We start from the raw sequence: 20,364 nt of genomic DNA on the forward strand, positions 1-20,364 counted from the left end.
GATCAGCCGACGAACTCGACATCGGACGTCAGCCATCGCCCGCCCTGGAGCACGAGGTCGAGCTGCAAGCGGTAGTTGCGGGCCTGCCCCTGGGGTGCGGCGATGTTGGTCACCTTGCTGTCGACGACGATCAGGACGCGCGCGGAGTGCCCGTCGGACCTGGCGATCCCCGCCTCCAGCACCTGTCCCTCTGAGACGGACTTGTTGGTGCCGACCAGTTTTGTCAGTTCCGTGGTCTGGGCGGCGAACTGCTTCTTGAAGTCGCCCGTGGCACCGTTCAATACGTTCGCGCTGTCGCGCTCGTAGTGCCGGTAGTCCAGGGAGGTGAAGTTGAGCGCCGACTGGCGGGCCGCCGCCACGATGTCCTGATCGCGCCGCTCCTGCTGATGCTGCTGGTACAGCCGCAGACCGAGGTCGCCGGAAAGCGCCGTCAGGAGAACAGCCGCGCCGGCGAGTGACGCCGGGAGCACCCGGCTGCGGCGGGCGGAGCCCACCACTGTGGCCGGGAGCCGGCGCAGCGGCCCCGCCACCCGGGCCAGGAGCCGGTGGTCCAGGAGCCGGCGGGTCATGCCATCGGTCCGACGAGCAGCCATTGCCACGAGTCCTTTCCGAACAAACTCTGTTCACCGCCGGTCGAGCCGATCTCGACGGTGCTTCCGTCCGGGCCGCCGGCGGCGCCGGTCGCGGGGTCGTAGGGCGTGAGGTACGACGCCTGGCCGTACGAGGACCCGCCCGGCCCGGATGCCCGCGGGGCGTTCTGCGCGCCGCGGACGGACGTCTTGCCGCCGCGTGGAGCCGTACAGCGGGCGGAGGTGTTCGCCGAGCGCTCACTCGTGTCCCCGGGGTCGCGCCGCTGCGTGCCGTATCCGCTCCGGCACGACGGCGGGTCGTCGGCGTTCAGCACCATCCCGAAGTGACTGGTGCCGTCCCCCGGCAGCACGGTGAAACTGCCGGCGACCACCACCGGGAAGGTGACCAGGGTCTGCTCCATGGCCGGGAGCCGCGCCACGGCGATCTGGGCCCCGCTGATCAGGTTCCCCAGCAGGACCGGCACGGCCGTCCGGTTGGCCTTGAGCAGACCGTCCAGCTCCCGCGAGGCGGACACCCCGCCGTCCACCAGCTTGCGCAGGTCCCTGTCGCTGGTCCTGAGCTGGTCGGTGAGGGCCGCCAGGTCGCGGGAGAACGACTTGATCGCCGAGCCTTTGTCGGCCTGCGTCTTCAGGACCTTCCTGGAGTTCTCGATCAGGGCGGTCGTCTCCGGCAGCGCGTCGGTCGCCGACCGGACCAGCGCGTTGCCCGAATCGACCAGCCGGGTCAGGTCCGGCCCGGTTCCGGCGAATGCCTTGCCCAGCTCGTCGACCGTGATCCGCAGGTCGTCCTTGCCGACGGAGTTGACCAGCCGGTCCAGGCTGAGTATCAGCGTCGTGGTGGGCAGTGGTGTGCGCGTGTCCCGGCGGGCGATGGTGCTGCCGTCCCGCAGATAGGGGCCGTTCCCGGCACGGGGCTGCAGGTCCACGTACTGCTCGCCGACCGCCGAGCGGTTGGCCACCACGGCGAGCGTGTCCGCGGGGATCCGCGGGCCGCCGTTGATCCGCAGGTCCACCCTGACGCCGCCGGAATCCAGGCGGAGCCCGCCCACCCGGCCAACGGGCACCCCGCGGTACGTGACCTCCGCGCCGGGGAAGACGCCGCCGGCGTCGGCGAAGTCGGCCCGCACGGTGTAGCCGCGGCCGAGGGCCCAGTCGGCCAGGCCCACGTATTCGGCACCGACGTACGACACGCCGATCGCGGTGACGGCGGCGAAGGCGAGCAGTTGTGTCCTGACCATTCGAGTGATCACCCTTGCATCCCCTTCGTCATCAGTGCCGCGAGAGACAGGTCGATACCGCTGAGGGCATCGGATCCACCGCCGGATCCACCGCCGGAACCGTCGCTGTACGAGGCGTAGTAGCCGCTGGTGCACACCGGGGGGCACAGCACGCCGGTGCCGCCCGGCGGCGGACTCGGGCCGGACGGGATCGTGGGCGGATCAGGCAGATCCGGCAGACCAGGCAGCTTGGGGATCGTGGGGAGACCGGAGGGCTTGGGGAGCCCCGGGAGCGTCGGTACCGGTGCCGGTTTGCCCGGGGGCTTGGGTGCCGGGGAGCCGGGGGCGACGTTGCCGTAGAGGCTCTTGAGGTCGAGATCGGCGGTGACGTCCAGGTTGGTGTAGTCGCCCTTGATCGCGTCCACCACGTTGCGCGGGAACGGATACGTGGTCAGCAGCTCCAGCGCGTTGGGCAGGTCGTCGCCCGCCTGGTTCAGCCTGGTGAGGATCGGCTGCAGCTGCCGCAGGCCGGCGATGGTGTCGTCCCGGGATGCGTTGATCACCTTCGTGCCGACCGTGCCGAGTTTCGACAGGGCGGTCAGCATGAGGGTCAGTTTGGGGCGTTGGGCGGCCAGCACCTTCAGCGCCGGCGGGATGGTGTCGACCGCCTGGCCGATGGTGGCGCTCTGCGCGCCCAGGGTCTTGGCCAGCTTGTCGATGCCCTCCATCGCGCGGATGATCTCTGCCCGCTGCTTGTCGAGTCCGCCGACGAAGGTGTCCAGCTGCTTGAACAGGTCCTTGACCCGGTCCTCACGGCCCTCCAGGGCCTTGTTCAGCTCCACGGTGATCGTGTGGAGCTGGGCCACCCCGCCGCCGTTGAGCAGCGCCGACAGGGCCGACAGCACCTCCTCTATCTCCGGGTTGCGGCCGCTGCGGGACAGCGGGATCGTCGCACCGTCGCTGAGCGTGCCGGCCGGCGCGACGTCCGGCGGAGCGGAGAGCGAGATGTACTTCTCGCCGAGCATGCTGGTCTGGCGCACCTCTGCGATCGCATTCCCCGGCAGCTTCACCGAGTCGGCGACGCGCAGCAGTACCTGGGCGTGCCAGCCGTCCAGCCGCACCTTCTCGACGGCGCCCACGGTGACGTTGTTGACCTTCACCGCGGACTGCGGCACCAGGTCGAGGACGTCGGTGAATTCCACGGTGACGTGGTAGGCGTGGCCATCCGCGGCGGCGCCGCCGGGCAGCTGGACGTCGGACAGTCCGTTGAACTCGCAGCCGGTCATCAGCACCGATGCGGCTACGACCCACAGCGCCGCGGTACGCGGACCCCTCATACCGTGCCTCCCAGAATTCCGCCGAGCGTCCTGTCCACCGAGGACGACCCCGGCACCGGCCGGGCGGCTCCGGTGACGGGGTTGGCCGACGGCAGATCCGGGAGGGAGTCGAACAGCCTCCGCATCTCCCTGCAGTCGGTCTTCTTGCCGGCCGAATTCAGCAGGGAGCACAGGAGGCCACCCGGATCCTGGGCCTGGTCGGCGTTGTTACGGGTGTCGAGCGTGCCCGATGCCGGGTTGTAGGCGTTCTGCAGGTTCGACAGACCGGCGGGAGCCACCTGCAGGAACTCCTCCAGCGCGGCACGCTGTTTGACCAGCACGCCGGTGATCTCGCTGAGGCCCTTCACATCGGAGGTGAGCGACTTCTTGTTGTCGTGGACGAAGCCGGCCACATCGGTCAGCGAGGTCGCCAGGAGCTTCAGTGCCGCCGCGAGGTCCGTGCGTTCGCCGGCAAGCTGATCGGCCACCCCCGCCAGGCTGTCGTTGAACGACCGGACGTTGCCGTCGTCGGCGGCCAACGCTGCGGTGAACACCTGGAGATTGCGTACTGTCCCGAACAGGTCCTTCCGGCCGTCCGCCAGGGTGGTGACGGCCTGTGAGAGGTCCTGGACGGTCTGGTGCAGTCGGTCGCCCTGGCCGTCCAGGTTGTCCGCGCCGACCCCGAGCAGCCGGGACAGCGAACCGTCCTTGTTGGCGCCGTTCGGGCCCAGCGCGTCCGCTGTCGTATGGAGGCTGTCGAAGATCCGGTCCAGTTCGACGGGGACGGCCGTCCGCTGCTCGGGGATGACGCTGCCGCTCTTCATCGCCGGGCCGCCGCGGTACACCGGGAGCAGCTGGAGGTAACGGTCGCTCACCACCGAGGAGTTGATGATCGCGGCCTTCGCGTCCGCGGGGACCTTGCGACCCGCCTCGTACTCGATCTCGACGCGGACCTTGCCGCCCTCCGGCGTGATGCTCGTGACCTCGCCGATCCTGACGCCCAGGACGCGCACGTCGGAGCCGGGGTAGATGCCGACGGTGCGGGGGAAGTACGCGGTGACCTGGACCGTTTGCGACCGGGGCCAGTAGGCGGTGGCCAGAGTGACGGTCATCAGCAGCGCCGCGACGAGCGCCACGCGGCGGACACCGTGCCTTTTCAGCGGGAACGTCCCGCGAAGCCGGCTCATCGTGACCCTCCTGAAGGTATCCGCGCGGAGGATCCGACCCGCGGAGTCGGGGGAACGGCGACGAGATTCTGGATGTAGCTGTCGAACCAGCGCCCGTTCCCGAGGGTGTTGGTGAAAACCCGTGCGAAGGGGGCGAGCAGCGCGACGCTGCGGTCCAGGCTGCTCTGGTTGCGCTGCAGGAGGGCGACCACCGCGTTCAGGTGGTTCAGGGCCGGGCCGATCTGCGCGCGGTTGTCGTCGACCAGGCCGGAGAGCTGGACGCCGAGTGCGGCGGCGTTGCGCAGCAGCGCGTGGATCACCTGGCGCCTGTTCTGGATCTCCTTGAACAGTGCGTCGCCGTCGTCGATCAGCGTGGTGAGCTGTCCCGACCGGTCGGAGAGCACTTTGGTCACGCCGCCCGCGTGGCCGAGCAGCTCGCGCAGCGCGTCGTCGCGCGATGACACGGTCCTGGAGAGCCGGGACAGTCCGCTGATGGACGCCTTGACCTCGGCCGGAGAGTTCTTGAAGGTCGTGGAGAGGGTGTCCATGGCGGTCGCCAGCCGCTGGGTGTCGATCTGTTCGGTGGTTGTGGTGAGGTCGCTGAACGCCTCCACGACGTCATACGCGGAGACGGTGCGCTCCAGCGGGATCTCGCTCCCGGCGCTGAGCCGGCCGGAGCCTTTTGGCTGCAACGAGAGGTACTTGGCGCCCAGGATCGTCTTGACCCGGATCGAGGCGCCGGTCTCGGTGCCGAACCGGGGGTTGCCGTTGATCCGGAAGGCCACCCGGACGTGGTCGCCGTCCAGGTCGACATCGTCGACCTTGCCGACCTTGACTCCGGCGATGCGGACCTCGTCGCCGGACTTGAGGCCGCCCGCCTCGGAGAAGGCGGCGGTGTACTTCTGGCCGCTGCCGATCAGCGGCAGATCCTGGACGTTGAACGCCCCGAAGATCAGCAGCGCGATCACGGTGAGGCCGACACCCCCGATCACGACGGGGTTGCGCTCGCGGAAGGGGATCACCGGCCGCACCTCGCCTGGGCGGTGTGGAAGTCCGGAGTGAGCACAGCGGCGGTCTTCGGCAGCACGATCCGGCCGTCGAAATCGCACAGGTAGAAGTTGAACCAGGAGCCGTAGGAGGCCGTCCCGGTCAGCAGGTCGAGTTTGCGCGGCAGCCTTTGCAGGACGCCCTCCACGGTCTTCTCGTTGTGCTGCAACGTCCCGGTGACCTTCGACAGCTGGGCGATGTCGTTCTGGAGCGCCGGCCGGCCGTCGGCGAGCAGGCCCGTCGTGGCGGCCGACAGATCACTGATGCTCGTCAGGGAGTCCCCGATCGCCGTGCGGTCGCCGGACAGCCCGGAGACCACCCGCTGCAGCTGTCCGAGGAGGTCGGCGAAGCGGGTGCTCCGCTTGTCCAGGGTGCCCAGCACCTCGTTGAGCTTGTCGATGACCGAGCCGATCAACTGGTCGCGGTTGGCGAGTGTCGAGGTGAGCGAGGCGGTGTGGGCGAGGAGGCTGTTGATCGTGCCGCCCTCGCCCTGCAGGGTCTTGATGATCTCGAACGCCAGTTGGTTGACGTCGTTCGGGCTCAACGCGGCGAACAGCGGCTTGAACCCGCCCAGCAGCGCGGTCAGGTCGAGTGCGGGCTGGGTCCGGGAGAGCGGGATCGTCACCCCGGGACGCAGCCGGGAGCCGTCCCCGGCGCCTTCGGTCAGCGCGATGTACCGCTGCCCGACCAGGCTGCGGTAGCGGATGACGGCACTGGTGCCGGAGAGCAGCGGCCGGTCGCGGGAGACGCTGAACGTGACCTCGGCCAGCGTCCTGTCCTTGATACGGATGTCTTGGACCTGGCCCACCCGGACCCCGGCCACGCGGATGTCGTCGCCGTCCTCCAGGCTCGTGACGTCGCTGAACACCGCCTTGTAGGTGTCCGACGGGGTGAACCGGATGTTGACGATGGTGGCCGCGAGCAGCGTCGTCGCCAGCACGGTCACCACCGCGAAGATGCTGAACTTGACCAGCGGCGCGGTCGTTTCCCTAGCCCTCATGCGACACTCACCGCCGTTCCCCTGGCCATCGGGCCGAACAGCAGGGTCGCCACGGCCGGCACCTGGTCGGCGGGGACGCCGAGGACGGGGGCCACGAGCGAATCGACGACATGCTGCTCGGCCGCAGTCCCGGCGATATTGCCGGAACTGCCCGCCGAGGTACCGTCGTTGAGCTTGACCGGCGGAGCGGGAACGCCCGGACCGGGCAGCCCCCTGCAGCTGGGACCGGAACGGTCGGCATAACGCGGCTCCTCGCCGGGATGGTAGGCGGGCCGTGGCAGGACGACCTCCAACGTGATGTGGAATCTGCCACCCTTGAACACCTGCTCGGCCAAGGGCTCCTCCTTCGCCAGGCCACCCAGCAGACACGGGTATTCCGGCGAGTAGCGCGCGAGCAGGGCCAGCGTCGGGCGGGAGACGCGGGCCAGGGTGATGAGCCGCTGGGAGTTGTCGGCGAGCACGGCTCTCGCGGTGTTCGCGACGGTCGTGGTCCCGGTCAGGAGCGCCGCCAGCGCCTCCTTCTTCTCCACCACGGTCCGGCTGCCGACGACGGCGTTTCTCATGATCCTCAGCAGGTCGGGGGCGGCGTCCCCGTACACCCCGGCCACATCGGCGAAGAGCGAGATGTCCGTCGTGAGCGACGGCAGGTGCGGGTTGAGCCGTCGGAGGTAGTCGTCCACCCGCGTGAGGTTGCCGCCGACGTCATCGCCGCGGCCTTCGAGGGCGTCCGAGAACGCGGACAGCGTGGCGTTCAACTTGGCCGGCTGGACGGTGCGCAGCAGCGGAAGCAGGTCGTTCATGAGCTTCTCGAGCTCGATGCCGGTCTTCGTGCGGTCCTGGGTGATCACGTCTCCGGCGCGGATGTGCCGCGGCGACGGGTTCTCGGGGATGACAAGGTCGACGTACTTCTCACCGAACAGCGTCTTGGGCAGCAGCCGCGCGTTGACGTCGGCCGGAATGAGAGCCACCTCTTCCGGCTGCAACGCGATGTCGAGGGTCGCCCGCTCACCGTCGACGTGCACCGAGCGGACCTGGCCGACGATCAGGCCGCGCAACTTGACGTCCGCGGCCGGATCGAGCTGGTTGCCGAGGGTGTCCGCCTGCAGAGTGATGAAGACCGCCGGCGTGAACACCTGCTGGTAGACGGCGACGGCCAGCGACAGCAGCATCGCGATCACGACGATGAAAGCGATGCCGTAGAGCCGCAGCTTGATGGTCTGTGTCGATATCAACGTCAGCTACCCCGCGATCCGGACGGTCGTGCTGGCTCCCCAGATCGCCAGGCTGAGGAAGAAGTCGAGGATGTTGATGGCGACGATGGACGTGCGCACCGCCCTGCCCACGGCCACACCGACCCCGGCCGGCCCGCCCTTCGCGTGGTAGCCGTAGTAGCAGTGCACCAGGATGATCAGCACGGCGAAGACGATCACCTTGCCGAACGACCAGAGCACGTCGACCGGCGGAAGGTACTGGTGGAAGTAGTGGTCGTACGTGCCGGACGACTGCGCGTAGTAACCGGTAGTGATCGTCCGGGCGGCGAGGTACGAGGAGAGGAGCCCGACGACATACAGCGGGATCACCGCCACGAATCCGGCGATCATCCTGGTGGTCACCAGGAACGGCAGCGAGGGAACGCCCATCACTTCCAGCGCGTCGACCTCCTCGCTGATCCGCATCGCCCCGAGCTGGGCGGTGAAGCCGGCGCCGACCGTGGCGGACAGGGCGAGCCCGGACACCAGCGGCGCGATCTCGCGGGTGTTGAAGTAGGCGGACAGGAACGCCACGAAGTTGGACGTGCCCAGCTGGTTGAGCGCGGCGTAGCCCTGAAGGCCGACCTCGGTGCCGGTGAAGAAGGAGAGGAAGGCGATGACGCCGACGGTGCCGCCGACGACTGCCAGCGCGCCCCGGCCGAAGCTCACTTCGGCCAGCAGGCGCAGCACCTCCTTCTTGTAGCGGCGCAGCGTGCGGCCGGTCCAGGCGAGTGAGCGCCCGTAGAAGGCCAGCTGGGTGCCGAGTTCCTCCAGGGAGCGGAGCGGGCGCGTGAAGAAACGATCCGGCAGAGCCATCGTCAACCCCTCTGCGGAACGACTTGGAAGTAGACCGCGGTCATCACGAAGTTCGTCACGAAGAGCAACATGAAGGTGATGACCACGGACTGGTTCACCGCGTCTCCGACGCCCTTCGGGCCGCCTTTCGCGGTCAGGCCCTTGTACGAGGCGACGATCGCGGCGATGGCGCCGAAGACCAGTGCCTTCAGCTCGCCCGCGTACAGGTCGGGCAACTGGGCGAGGGTGGTGAAGGAGGCCAGGTACGCGCCGGGCGTGCCGTTCTGCAGGATCACGTTGAAGAAGTAGCCACCGGCCACACCGACCACTGAGACCAGCCCGTTGAGCAGGACCGCGACGACCATCGAGGCCAGTACCCGGGGTACCACCAGCCGGTGGATCGGGTCGATGCCGAGCACTTCCATGGCGTCGATCTCCTCACGGATCTTGCGGGCTCCGAGATCCGCGCAGATCGCGGAGCCGCCGGCCCCGGCGATGAGCAGCGCGGTCACGATCGGTGACGCCTCCCGCAGGACCGCCAGCACCGAGGCGGCACCGGAGAACGACTGCGCGCCGAGCTGCCGGGTCAGACTGCCGACCTGCAGCGCGATCACGGCCCCGAAGGGGATGGAGACCAGCGCGGTCGGCAGGATCGTGACGCTGGCGATGAACCACGCCTGCTGGATGAACTCCCGCGCCTGGAAAGGGCGTCGCGGTAGCGTACGGACGACGTCCAGGGCCAGAGCGAACAGTCTGCCCGTATGCCTGAGCCCTGCTGTCGGTGAGAGGCTCACGCGATCGTCACCTCCCCCGGGTGCAGCTTCGCCTCGTGCTCGGCGATCGCCTCCCAGCGCGGCGGGCGGGTGATGTCGGGGCTGGGCAGCAGACGCGGTGTCACGCCACCGCCGGACGCACCCTTGCCGCCCTTCGGGCCGCGGTGATGACCGGCGTCGAGCTCGGCCAGCTCCTGCTCGACCTGAGCCGCGTCCTTCTCCTCCGCCATCCCGATCGGACCCTGCATACGGCCGTTGAGGAACTGCCCCACGACCGGTTCGTCACTGGCGAGCAGCTCTTCCCGGGGGCCGAACATCACCAGCTCGCGCCGGAACAGCAGCCCGATGTTGTCCGGCACCTGCCGGGCCGATGCGATGTCGTGGGTGACGATCAGGAACGTCGCGTCGATTTGCGCGTTCAGGTCTACGATCAGCTGGTTCAGGTACGCCACCCGTACCGGGTCGAGCCCCGAATCGGGCTCGTCGAACAGGATGATCTCCGGGTCCAGGACCAGCGCCCGCGCCAGTCCCGCCCGCTTGCGCATGCCCCCGGAGATCTCACCGGGCAGCTTCTTCTCGGCACCGATCAGACCGACCATGTCCATCTTCTCGAGCACGATCCGCTTGATCTCGCTCTCCGGCTTGCGGGTGTGCTCCCGCAGCGGAAAGGCGATGTTGTCGTAGAGATCCATCGAGCCGAACAGCGCACCGTCCTGGAACAGCACGCCGAACAGCTTCCGCACCTCGTACAGGTCGTGTTCTCGCAGCCGCGTGATGTCCTGTCCCGCGATCAGGATCGAACCCCGGTCCGGCTTCAACAAGCCGACGAGCGTCTTCAGGAACACCGACTTGCCCGTACCCGAGGGGCCGAGCATGACCGATATCTCCCCGGCAGGCAGCGTGAGCGAGACGTCCTGCCAGATGACCTGGTTGCCGAAGGACTTGGTCAGCCCTTCCACACAGATCTCGACTCCCATCCGGTCACACCCTTCAGCCATGGACGAACGATCGGGGGGACAGCGCCGGGTGCGCGGACATCACGGGGGGAATGTGCCGCGCACCCGGCTGCTCGGGTCACCATTGCGGTGAAATGGACGAGCAGCAGTCGGGCTGTCCCTCCCATGTCGCACTGCCGCCCTCCTGCCGTACAAGCAGGTCTGTCATCTGCTCTACGGGGGAGGGCGGCGCGTCCGTCGCGGAAAGGGGTAACTTTTTTACGAGCTTGTTTCGCCAGGTTTCCCTCGGCGTCCGATCAGGTCAGTGCTGAGGCAGCCGCACGCCGGTGACGCCGGGCGGCAGGAGGCCGCCGGGCAGGTCATCGACCGGTACGACGACAGCCGGGGCGGAGACCGGCGGAACGGCAGGTACCGACGGCACCGGGGGAACCGCCGGGGCGGACGGTACAGCCGGCGCCGGGACCGACACCTGCGGCAACGCCGGCAGCAGGCCCGCAGACGGCTGTCCCCCGCCCGGGAGACCGAGGCCGTGGGGCTGCCGCGGTGCGGCGGCCGGAACGGGCGACGACGGAGCTCGCCGGCTGTCGTGGACGGCGGCGGGCGAACCGACCGCCTGGGACGCGGAGGACTGCGGGAGGCGGGACCTGTCCACGTCGTGCGAGGCGGGAAGGGCGAGTCCCACGATGACCAGCGTCGCCGCTGTGGACACCCAGGCCGCCGCCTGAGTGCTCCCGCCCCCGCCCCCGCCTCCGCGAAGCCGGCCGCGCCCGCACAGCCACAGACCGGCAGCCAGCGTCCCGGCCAGCGAGTTGCGAAGCGTCCGCCGCGCCCTCGCCAGCAGCGACTCGACCGCCTCGTAACTCAGGCCCATCGTCCGTGCGACCTGCCCGACGTCCAGATCCTCCGACTTGAGCCGCAGCGCCTCGGCCTGCCGGGCCGGCAGCTCCACACTCCGCGACGCAAGCCACTGCGCCTCCGCCCGGTCACACACCGCTTCCTCGACGGGCACCGGTCCGGGCCCGAAGAGCGCCGAACGGCTGCGTACTTCGGCCTCCCGGTTGACCTGCCGATACCGGTCGACACACAGCCGCATGGTCACCGTCGTCAGCCACGCCCCCAGCCGCTCGTCCTCGACATGCGGGCTCTCCACGGCGCGCAGCATCGCCTCATGCACGGCATCCTCGGCGTCCTCGACACTCATGGATCGCCGCCGCGCCACTTTCAGCAGCTGCTCCCGATGACTCCACATCCGCTGCCATCGCTCGTCCGATCCACCGTCCGGCCGGCCCGAACGCACGGGATGCGTCTCCGTCGCCATGAGGACCCCTTCGCGATCTCAAGATCAAAACCCGGGGCCCGACATACCCTGCTTGATTGCCTGATACGTGGCGGAAATCCAACGGGTCCCTGGCGGGAGCAGACATTACCGCCCGGTACACCGGATGGGGAGGGGGAAGCCCCGACGAATCCGGCCGGGGTCCCGGCCGCTATGTGTACGGTCCCCTCCCCGCTCGGTCACGTCGGCTGCGACAGGGGCGCGCTGATGTACTCCGATGCGGCGTCGAGAAGCCAGTCGGCCAGGTAGCCGGCGAACGAGGAGCGTACGAGCACCCAGAAGCCCGGCCTGTGTTCGTCCCGCGGCACCAGGACCACCTGGGCGCGGGCCAGGGTGGTCTGTGCGCACCGGCCCGCGCTGAAGGACCGCGGGTGCAGGTCGAGGGAACAGCCGTGGGACAGCAGGTCGCGGGCTGATGGTCCGGCGACGAGCAGCGTCGTGCGCTGGGCCGAAACGTCGACGACGGCGGCGTGCTCGTCGCCGATCGCCGCGCGGAGCCGTGACTGGAGGCCGGCTTGCGTCCCGGCCGGGCCCACGAGCAGCCACTCGTCGGGACCGAGCCACAGCACTGCCAGTTCGCCGCCGCGCACGGCGGTGTTCGGCTCCAGCGGCAGTGCGATGCCCAGGGCGAGCCCGACAGCGCCGGCCGCCGGGCCCTTGGGGTCGAGGCGCACAGTGATCTGGGCGAGGAACGGGAGTTCAGCCAGTCGCACGGCACCACCGGATGCGCGGGTGGCGGCTGCGAATCGTCGGCCGGTGTGGGCCAACGGGCTGGTACGGGTAGCGGTTTCAGCCATCGCGGCGTGCCCCCTCGGGGTCGTAGAGAACAGGACTTGCGACCGTCACCGGGATCAACTCGTCCCCCAATGGGGCGTACAGTCGCTGGCCGATGCGGTTCTGGCCGCCTCGGATGAGGGCGAGGGCGAAGGTCCGTCCGAGCGCCGCACTGCGGTAGCTCGAGGTGACATGCCCCAGCATCGGCACGGGCGGCTCGGGAAGCCGGCCGTCGGCGATCAGGTGGGCGCCTTCGGGCAGCAGGGTGCCGGGGTCGTCCGGGAGCAGAGCGACGAGCTGCTTGCGGTCGGGCCGTCGGCTCTCGGGCCGGGCGTGGGAGCGCTTGCCGATGAAGTCGGCCTTCTTCTTCGACACCACCCAGCTCATGCCGAGGTCCTGCGGTGTCACGGTGCCGTCGGTGTCCTGGCCGACGATCGGATAGCCCTTCTCGGCCCGCAGGACGTGCATCGTCTCGGTGCCGTACGGCGTGATGCCGAGCGGGCGGCCCGCCTCGTACAGCGCGTTCCACAGCGCCGGTGCCTTCCACGGCAGCACGTTGATCTCGTATGCCAGCTCGCCGGAGAAGCTGATCCGGCAGACCCGGGCCGGGATTCCGGCGACGTCCGTATCGCGCCAGGCCATGAAGGGGAAGTTCTCCGAGTCCACAGCGAGGTGCGGGGCGAGACCGCCCAGCACCTCGCGGGAGCGGGGCCCGACCAGCGCGACGGTGGCCCACTGCTCGGTGACCGAGGTGCAGTGCACGCGCAGCTCCGGCCACTCCGTCTGCAGCCACTCCTCCATCCAGTCCAGTACGGCGGCGGCGTTGCCCGTCGTGGTCGTGACGAGGAAGCGGTCGTCGGCAAGTCTGATGGCGGTGCCGTCGTCGAAGACCATGCCGTCGGGGCGGCACATCACCCCGTAGCGGATCATGCCGACCTTCAGGGTGCTCATCATGTTGGTGTAGAGCCGGTCGAGGAAGACACCGGCGTCCGGGCCTTGTACGTCGATCTTGCCGAGCGTGGAGGCGTCCATGAAGGCGACGCCCTCGCGGGCGGCGCGGCACTCGCGCAGCACCGCCGCTTCCCTGTCCTCACCGTCCCGCGGGTAGTACCAGGGCCGCTTCCACTGCCCGACATTCTCCAACAGGGCGCCGTGCGCGACATGCCAGCCGTGCAGTGCGGTCACGCGTACCGGGTCGTGCAGGACACCGCGGTCGCGTCCGGCGAGCGTGGCGAAGCCGACGGGCGCGTACGGGGCGCGGAAGGTCGTCGTCCCGAGTTCGGCGACGTCGACGCCGAGCAGGTGGGCGATGACACCGCCGGCGAGCACGCCGGAGGTCTTGCCCTGGTCGTTGGCCGTGCCGGCGGTGGTGTAGCGCTTGAGGTGTTCCACGGAGCGCATGCCCGCACCGGTGGCGCGGGCCAGGTCCTCGACGGTGACGTCGCGCTGGAGGTCGACGAAGTGCGTGGAACGGTCGGCGGGGTCGGGGCCGGGGACGACCCACAGGTGCGTCGCGGGTGACCGGGGTTCTTCGACGGCCACCGGGAGCGGGACGGGGCTCGGGGCGGTGAAGCCCTCGGCCCCGACCGCCCGGGATCCCGCGGCCGCGCCGCCGGCCAGGCACCCGGACAGGTCGAACACGCCACGGGCGGATCCTGCGGCCTCGACCGCCTGGCGGCAGCCGTCCGGCACGAACGAGCCGAGCCCGGCGTCGTAGCGCAGCCGCCCGCCCGCCTGGCTGAACAGATGGACGACGGGGTTCCAGCCGCCGGAGACCAGCAGCAGGTCGGCGGCGATCTCACGGGACGCCGAGCCCTCGCAGACCGGAGCCACGGTCACCGATGAGACCCGCGGTACGCCCGCGGTGCCGGTCACCACATGTCCGGCGAGCACCGTGATGCCGGCGAGCACGGCGCGGCGCGCCCACTCCCCCGGCTCCGGCCGGGCGTCGACGACGGCGGCGATACCGACGCCCGCCGCCGCCAGGTCGAGTGCGGTGGCGTACGCGCTGTCGTTCGTGGTGAAGACGACCGCGTGGCGGCCCGGGGCGACGCCGTACCGGTTGACGTAACTACGGGCGGCGCCGGAGAGCATGACACCGGGACGGTCGTTGTCGGCGAATGCCAGCGAGCGTTCGTGGGCGCCGGTGGCCACGACGACCCGCCGGGACCGGATCCGCCAGACGCGCTCGCGGGAGACATGCGCGGGGGCCCGGTCGCCGAGGTGATTGGTCCGGCGTTCGACGGCGAGCACGTAATTGTCGTCGTAGTAGCCGAAGACCGTGGTGCGGCGCAGCACGCGCACGTCGGGCGCCGCGTCGAGCCGGTCGCCGACCGTGGCAACCCAGCCGGGCAGCTCATTCGTGGAGAGCAGGCTCCCGCCGAGTTCGGGCTGCTCGTCGGCGAGGATCACCCGTGCCCCACTGCGGGCGGCGGCCGCGGCCGCGGCGAGACCGGCCGGTCCGGCGCCCACGACCAACAGGTCGCAGTGAGCGTTCACGGCGTCGTAGCGGGCGGGGTCCGGTTCGGTGGCGAGCCGCCCCTGTCCTGGCAGGCCGCTCGCGGCGAGCCCGTCGTACAGTTCGACGGTCGTCGCCGGAAGCATCGGTTCGGGGAACGGCGCCTCGATCTGCACGACGGCGTTGGGTTCTTCGCCGCCGGCCGAGAAGATGCCGCGCGGGCGGCCGAGTTTGATGCTGGTGCCCGTCTGATGGACGCCGCCCGCCAGCAGTGCGGAGGCGAGGGTGTCGCCCCGGTAGCCCTGGTACACGACGCCGTCGAAGCGGAAGTTCAGCGGCTCGTCACGCGCGATCCGGCCCCCTTGGGGCAGTCGGAACGGTTGTGGGGTCATGCGATCACCGGCCTTGGTTCGCCGACCCGGTAGACGGCAAGGATCTCGTTGGTCGCCGTGTTCCGGACGGCGTTGAACCAGCGCCGGCAGCCGGCCGCGTGGTTCCACCGCTCGGGGAACGGTCCCTTGGGGTTGTCGCGCAGGAACAGATAGCGCGCCCAGTCCTCGTCGGAGAGGGCCGCCGGATCCTCGGGGTACGGCACGTGCGCCTGACCGCCGTAGTGGAACTCGGCCTCGTCGCGAGGCCCGCACCAGGGGCATGGGATGAGCAGCATCGTCGGGCTCCTCAGTGGGCCACCGCGGCCGCGCCGTGCTCGTCGACGAGCGCGCCGGTGGTGAAGCGTTCGAGTGTGAAGGGGGCGTTGAGCGGATGGGGCTCGTCGTGGGCGATGGTGTGCGCGAAGGCCCAGCCGACTCCCGGCGTGGCCTTGAAACCGCCCGTACCCCAGCCGCAGTTGACGTAGAGCTGATCCACGGGCGTGAGCCCGACGATCGGTGAGGCGTCGGGGCTGACGTCGACGATTCCGCCCCAGGTCCGGAGCACATGGGCGCGGGCGAAGACCGGGAAGAGTTCAAGGGCGGCGGCCATCTGGCGTTCGATGATGTGGAACGCGCCGCGCTGCGTATAGGAGTTGTACGCGTCGATCCCCGCGCCCATCACCAGCTCGCCCTTGTGTGCCTGGCTGACGTACACGTGCACCGCGTTCGACATCACGACGGTGGGGTGCACCGGCTCCAGCAGCTCGGAGACCAGGGCCTGCAGCGGATGGCTCTCGATGGGCAGCTCCAGTCCGACCATGGAGGCGAGCACCGATGAATGGCCGGCCGCGCACAGCGCCACCTTGCCCGCCGCGATCGGACCCAGCGAGGTCTGCACACCGGTCACCCGGCCGCCCCGCACATCGATGCCGGTGACCTCGCAGTTCTGGATGAGGTCGATACCGGCGGCGTCCGCGGCGCGGGCCAGGCCCCAGGCGACGTGATCATGCTTGGCGATCCCGGCTCGCGGCTGGTACGTCGCCCCCATGACGGGATACCGCACGTCCGGCGAGATGTTGACGATCGGGCAGACGTCCTTGACCTGCTGGGGGTCGAGCCATTCGGCGTCCACGCCGTTGAGCCGGTTGGCGTGCACGCGCCGCACGCTGTCGCGTACGTCCTGGAGGCTGTGGGCGAGGTTCAGCACGCCTCGCTGGGAGAACAGGATGGGGTAGTCGAGGTCGTCCTCCAGCCCTTCCCACAGCTTGAGCGCGTGCTCGTAGATCGCGGAGCTCTCGTCCCAGAGGTAGTTGGAGCGGATGATGGTGGTGTTGCGGGCCATGTTGCCGCCCGCGAGCCAGCCCCGTTCGAGAACCGCGACGTTGGTGATGCCATGGTTCTTCGCGAGATAGTGGGCGGTGGCGAGGCCGTGTCCGCCGCCGCCGACGATGACCACGTCGTACGACCGCTTGGGGTCGGGCGTGCGCCACAGCCAGTCGGGGTGCTCGGGCAGATCGGTGCCAGGGGTGCGGGGGCTCATCGCGCGTCTCCTCTGTGCGCTCACGTCGTTGCTCCTCTCCTGCGGTTCGTGCGGGCGTTCAGTCGCGGCTGCGGGCCGGTGGCCGGGCTGTGCCCATCCGTTCCGCCGTGCGGAACGCCTGCCCACAACCCAGCTGGGCTCCTAGCCACGAAGCCGCGACATGGCGGGGTCGAACAGCGGCTCTTCTGCCACGACCGCGGTGACGCGCCGGTCGAAGTAGCCGATGTCCAGCTCGCGCCCGGGGGTGGCGAGTTCGGCGGGCAGCCAGGCGTAGGCGATGCCCTTGCCGATCGTGTAGCCGTAGGCAGCGCTGGTGACGTAGCCGACGCAGGCCGCGCCGTCGTAGACGGGCTCCTTGCCCATCACCACAGCGGCCGGGTCCTCGATCGTCAGGCAGCTGAGGCGGCGGCGTACCGAGCCCGCGCGCCGCTCCAGCGCCGCCCGTCCAATGAAGTCGCCCTTGTCCATCTTCACGGCGAAGCCGACTCCGGCCTCGTACGGGTCGTGTTCGTAGGTCATGTCGGTGCCGAAGGAGCGGTATCCCTTCTCCAGGCGGAGGCTGTTGAAGGCGCCCCTCCCGGCCGCGATGCCGCCGTGCGGCCGCGCGGCCTCCCAGAGGGTGTCCCACAGCTTCTGCCCCATGTCGGCGGTGGTGTACAGCTCCCAGCCGAGTTCGCCGACGTAGCTCAGGCGCATCGCGGTGACCGGGACGGCGCCGATGTGCGCGCGCTTGGCGCGGAAGTAGCGCAGGCCGTCGTTGGAGAAGTCCTCGTCGGCCAGCGGCTGGAGGACATCGCGCGCCTTCGGGCCCCAGAGGCCGATGCAGCAGGTGCCGGCGGTGATGTCGCGTACGGCGACATCCGCTCCCCCAGCCACCGCTGGGAGGTGCCGGGTGAACCAGTCGAGGTCCAGGTTGCCGTTGGCGCCGACCTGGAACCGGTCCCGTCCGAGCCGGGCCACCGTGATGTCGCTGCGGATCCCGCCGTCCGTGTCCAGCATCAGGGTGTACGTCACCGAGCCGACCGACTTGTCGACGTTCCCGGTGGTCAGTCGCTGGAGGAACGCCGCGGCGCCGCGGCCGGTGACCTCGAGCCGCTTGAGCGCCGTCATGTCGTACATGGCGACGGTCTCGCGGGTGGCCTGGGCCTCTGCGCCGACAATGGGCGACCAGTAGCGCGCGGCCCAGTCGTTGGGGACGGTGATGTCCCGTCCGGCCAGGAGGGATTCGTTGGCGGCGTACCACTGGGGCCGCTCCCAGCCGGACGCCTCCAGGAAGACCGCGCCGAGTTCCCGCTCGCGGGTGTGGAAGGGACTGGTGCGCAGCGGCCGCGGAGCGCCCGCCGGCTGGAGCGGGTGCAGGATGTCGTAGACCTCGGTGAAGTTCTGGCAGTCGCGCGCCAGCACGTAGGCGGGGGCGAGCTGGTGCGGCTCGAAGCGGTTGACGTCGCACTCGTGCAGGTCGAAGGAGGAGCAGTGGCCGTCGACGAGCCATTCGGCCATGGCACGGCCGACGCCCGCGGAGTGAGTGACCCACACCGCCTCGGCCACCCAGAATCCCTTCACATCGGGTGATTCACCGAGCAGTGGCATCCCGTCGGTGGTGAACGAGAAGAGCCCGTTGATGCCCTCCTCGACCTTGGCCTCCCGTGTCGCCGGCAGCAGCGAGCGGGTCTCGGTCCACGCGTCGGCGAAGTCGTCCTCGGTGAACCGCAGGACCGAAGGCATCCGCTCCGTGGAGTCCACCGGGGCGATGTCGTCGGCGGAGACCGGCATGGGCCGGTGGCCGTAGTAGCCGATGCCGAGCCGGTCGTAGCTGTCGCGGTAGTAGAGGTCGGCGTCCTGGTGCCGCAGGATCGGGCGGACCGCTTCCTGGGTCTGCCCGGCGAGTGCGGGCACCGGGCCGGTCCATGCCAGCTGGTGCGCCAGGGGCGTCAGCGGAAGGTTCATCCCCACCATGCGGGCGACCTTCGGGCCCCAGATGCCGGCGCAGCACACGACGATGTCCGCGAGGATCTCGCCCTGGTCGGTGACGACCGCGCTGACGCGGTCGCCGTCGGTGCGGATGTCGAGGACCTCATGACGGGCGAGCAGGCGCGCGCCGCGCGCCTCGGCCCGACGGAGCTGTGCCTCTACCGCGAGCACCGACTTGGCCAGGCCGTCGGTGGGGACCAGGAGCCCGCCGAGTACCCGCTCTCGGTTCACCAGCGGGTGCAGCTCGACGCACTCGTCCGGGCCCAGCAGCCGGGACTCGATGCCCCAGGCGGTGATCCATCCGTGCCGGCGCCGGAGCTCGATGAGGCGCTCCGCGGTGGTGGCGACTTCGAGGCCGCCCACCTGCAGGAAGCAGGGCTGCCCGTCGACGTCGAGGGAGCAGAGCTTCTCGACGGTGTAGCGGGCCATCTCGGTCATGGTCTTCGAAGGGTTCGTCTGGAAGACCAGGCCCGGGGCGTGGGACGACGACCCGCCGGTGGCGGGCAGCGGGCCCTGGTCGACGACCGTCACCTCGGTCCAGCCCCGGGAGGACAGTTCGTCGGCCAGCGCCGCTCCCACGACGCCCGCCCCGATGATGACCACGCGCGGACCCGCCATCGTCGCACCTCCAGTTTAGGAGCAGTCCAGTTGCTGTCAGCGCAACATGCTTCAGGTTGCGCAACTCACATTGCCGGTCACCAAGTGCGGTGTCAAGGGGTGCGTTCGGGCCGGGCAACGCGATGCGCACAGGCCCGGAAACAGCCGTGCCCGGCGGGCTGTCGCGGCAGCCCGCCGGGCACGGATCCTTCTGTCGGATCTGCCGGCTCAGCCCTTCCCGAGCCAGGCGTTCACCGTGTCGCGGTGGCGCTCGACCCACTTCTTCGCGGCGTCCTCGGGCGACATCTTGTCCTGCGCGATGTACTGCGCCACGAGGTTCTGGTCGGTGTTCGTCCACGTGAAGTTCTTGACGAGCTTGTAGGCGGGGCTGCCGGAGTCGGCGAACTTCTTGCTGACGATCTTGTCAAGGGGGTACGGGGGGTAGTCGCAGGCGACCTTCTCCGGGTCGGCGTCGCAGCCCGGTTTGTACGCCGGCAGGCCCACCTTGACGAGCCTGATCTCCGAGAACAGCCACTGCGGTTCGTAGAAGTAGCCGATGACCGGCGTCTTCTTCGCTTCGGCCTGACGGAATGCCTGGATGAGCGCCGCCTCGCTGCCGGCGTACACCACCTTGTAGTCGAGGTGCAGATTCTTCACCAGGGCGCCGTCGTTGGTGACGAACGACGGATCTCCGTCCAGCAGTTGGCCCTTGCCGCCGGACTCGGACGTCTTGAACATGTCGGCGTACTTGTTGAGGTTCTTCCAGTCGGTGATGTCCGGGTACTTCGCCGCCATCCACGGCGGTACGTACCAGCCGATGACGCCCTTGTTGCCCGTCTCACCGACGGCGACGGCCGTCTTCTGCTGATCGATGTACTTCTTCCGCAGATCGTCGTGACCCCAGTTCTCGACAACCGCGTCCACCTCGCCCGTGCCGAATCCCTGCCACGCGACCTCTTCCTTGAGGTCCTTCTTCGTCACCTTGCAGCCGAGGTCCTTCTGGGCCACGTACGCGATGACGGCCGCGTTGGCCTCGTAACCGACCCATGGGTTGACCGCGAGATTGAACGGGCCGCATTTCCCGGCGCTGCCGCCGGCCGGGTCCGAGCCCGAGCCACCGACTTTCGCGCCACCGCAACCGCTGAGTACGAGAGCCAGCGCTGCCAACCCCACCATGCCGAGGCGCCGCCGCTTCAGCGGATGCGCT

At 69.6% G+C, this 20,364-nt stretch carries 15 protein-coding genes and 1 pseudogene; all 16 read right to left on the reverse strand.

Going from position 1 to position 20,364, the window contains the following annotated elements:
• Positions 1-2: 2 nt before the first annotated feature.
• The gene (locus QMK24_RS05450) at positions 3-593 is read right to left on the reverse strand and encodes an Rv1363c family protein (RefSeq protein ID WP_283463981.1); all 591 of its coding nucleotides are present in this window, start codon (positions 591-593) and stop codon (positions 3-5) included.
• The gene (locus tag QMK24_RS05455) at positions 566-1,840 is read right to left on the reverse strand and encodes an MCE family protein (protein ID WP_283463982.1); all 1,275 of its coding nucleotides are present in this window, start codon (positions 1,838-1,840) and stop codon (positions 566-568) included. Before QMK24_RS05455 ends, QMK24_RS05450 begins: the two co-directional genes overlap by 28 nt.
• Complete coding sequence (locus QMK24_RS05460; protein WP_283463983.1) at positions 1,837-3,144, reverse strand: MCE family protein; 1,308 nt, start codon at positions 3,142-3,144, stop codon at positions 1,837-1,839. The genes QMK24_RS05455 and QMK24_RS05460 overlap by 4 nt, the downstream gene beginning before the upstream one ends.
• Entirely contained in the window at positions 3,141-4,310 is a 1,170-nt protein-coding gene (locus tag QMK24_RS05465) for an MCE family protein (RefSeq protein WP_283463984.1), read from the reverse strand. Before QMK24_RS05465 ends, QMK24_RS05460 begins: the two co-directional genes overlap by 4 nt.
• Positions 4,307-5,311 (reverse strand): MCE family protein, encoded by a 1,005-nt coding sequence (locus QMK24_RS05470; RefSeq protein ID WP_283463985.1) that lies wholly within the window; start codon positions 5,309-5,311, stop codon positions 4,307-4,309. Before QMK24_RS05470 ends, QMK24_RS05465 begins: the two co-directional genes overlap by 4 nt.
• Complete coding sequence (locus tag QMK24_RS05475) at positions 5,308-6,336, reverse strand: MCE family protein (protein ID WP_283463987.1); 1,029 nt, start codon at positions 6,334-6,336, stop codon at positions 5,308-5,310. Before QMK24_RS05475 ends, QMK24_RS05470 begins: the two co-directional genes overlap by 4 nt.
• Positions 6,333-7,568, reverse strand: a complete 1,236-nt coding sequence (locus tag QMK24_RS05480; RefSeq protein WP_283463988.1) for an MCE family protein — start codon at positions 7,566-7,568, stop codon at positions 6,333-6,335. The genes QMK24_RS05475 and QMK24_RS05480 overlap by 4 nt, the downstream gene beginning before the upstream one ends.
• 6 nt (positions 7,569-7,574) lie before the next feature.
• Complete coding sequence (locus QMK24_RS05485; protein ID WP_283463989.1) at positions 7,575-8,402, reverse strand: MlaE family ABC transporter permease; 828 nt, start codon at positions 8,400-8,402, stop codon at positions 7,575-7,577.
• Between the two features lie 2 nt (positions 8,403-8,404).
• On the reverse strand, positions 8,405-9,175 hold the full coding sequence (locus QMK24_RS05490) for an MlaE family ABC transporter permease (RefSeq protein WP_283463990.1): 771 nt from the start codon (positions 9,173-9,175) through the stop codon (positions 8,405-8,407).
• Entirely contained in the window at positions 9,172-10,131 is a 960-nt protein-coding gene (locus QMK24_RS05495) for an ABC transporter ATP-binding protein (RefSeq protein ID WP_283464065.1), read from the reverse strand. The genes QMK24_RS05490 and QMK24_RS05495 overlap by 4 nt, the downstream gene beginning before the upstream one ends.
• A 280-nt stretch (positions 10,132-10,411) precedes the next feature.
• Entirely contained in the window at positions 10,412-11,428 is a 1,017-nt protein-coding gene (locus tag QMK24_RS05500) for an RNA polymerase sigma factor (protein WP_283463991.1), read from the reverse strand.
• A 197-nt stretch (positions 11,429-11,625) separates the two neighbouring features.
• Positions 11,626-12,243, reverse strand: a complete 618-nt coding sequence (locus tag QMK24_RS05505; protein ID WP_283463992.1) for a sarcosine oxidase subunit gamma — start codon at positions 12,241-12,243, stop codon at positions 11,626-11,628.
• Positions 12,236-15,345: pseudogene (locus QMK24_RS05510) on the reverse strand (sarcosine oxidase subunit delta family protein). Before QMK24_RS05510 ends, QMK24_RS05505 begins: the two are co-directional and overlap by 8 nt.
• Positions 15,346-15,356: 11 nt before the next feature.
• Complete coding sequence (locus QMK24_RS05515) at positions 15,357-16,589, reverse strand: sarcosine oxidase subunit beta family protein (protein WP_283463993.1); 1,233 nt, start codon at positions 16,587-16,589, stop codon at positions 15,357-15,359.
• A gap of 141 nt (positions 16,590-16,730) precedes the next feature.
• A complete protein-coding gene (locus QMK24_RS05520) occupies positions 16,731-19,178 on the reverse strand; it encodes a GcvT family protein (RefSeq protein ID WP_283463994.1) in 2,448 nt (815 codons plus the stop codon).
• A gap of 207 nt (positions 19,179-19,385) precedes the next feature.
• Entirely contained in the window at positions 19,386-20,333 is a 948-nt protein-coding gene (locus QMK24_RS05525) for an ABC transporter substrate-binding protein (protein ID WP_283464066.1), read from the reverse strand.
• Positions 20,334-20,364 lie beyond the last annotated feature (31 nt).

Source organism: Streptomyces sp. PH10-H1 (genome assembly GCF_030063355.1).
GTDB lineage: Bacteria > Actinomycetota > Actinomycetes > Streptomycetales > Streptomycetaceae > Actinacidiphila.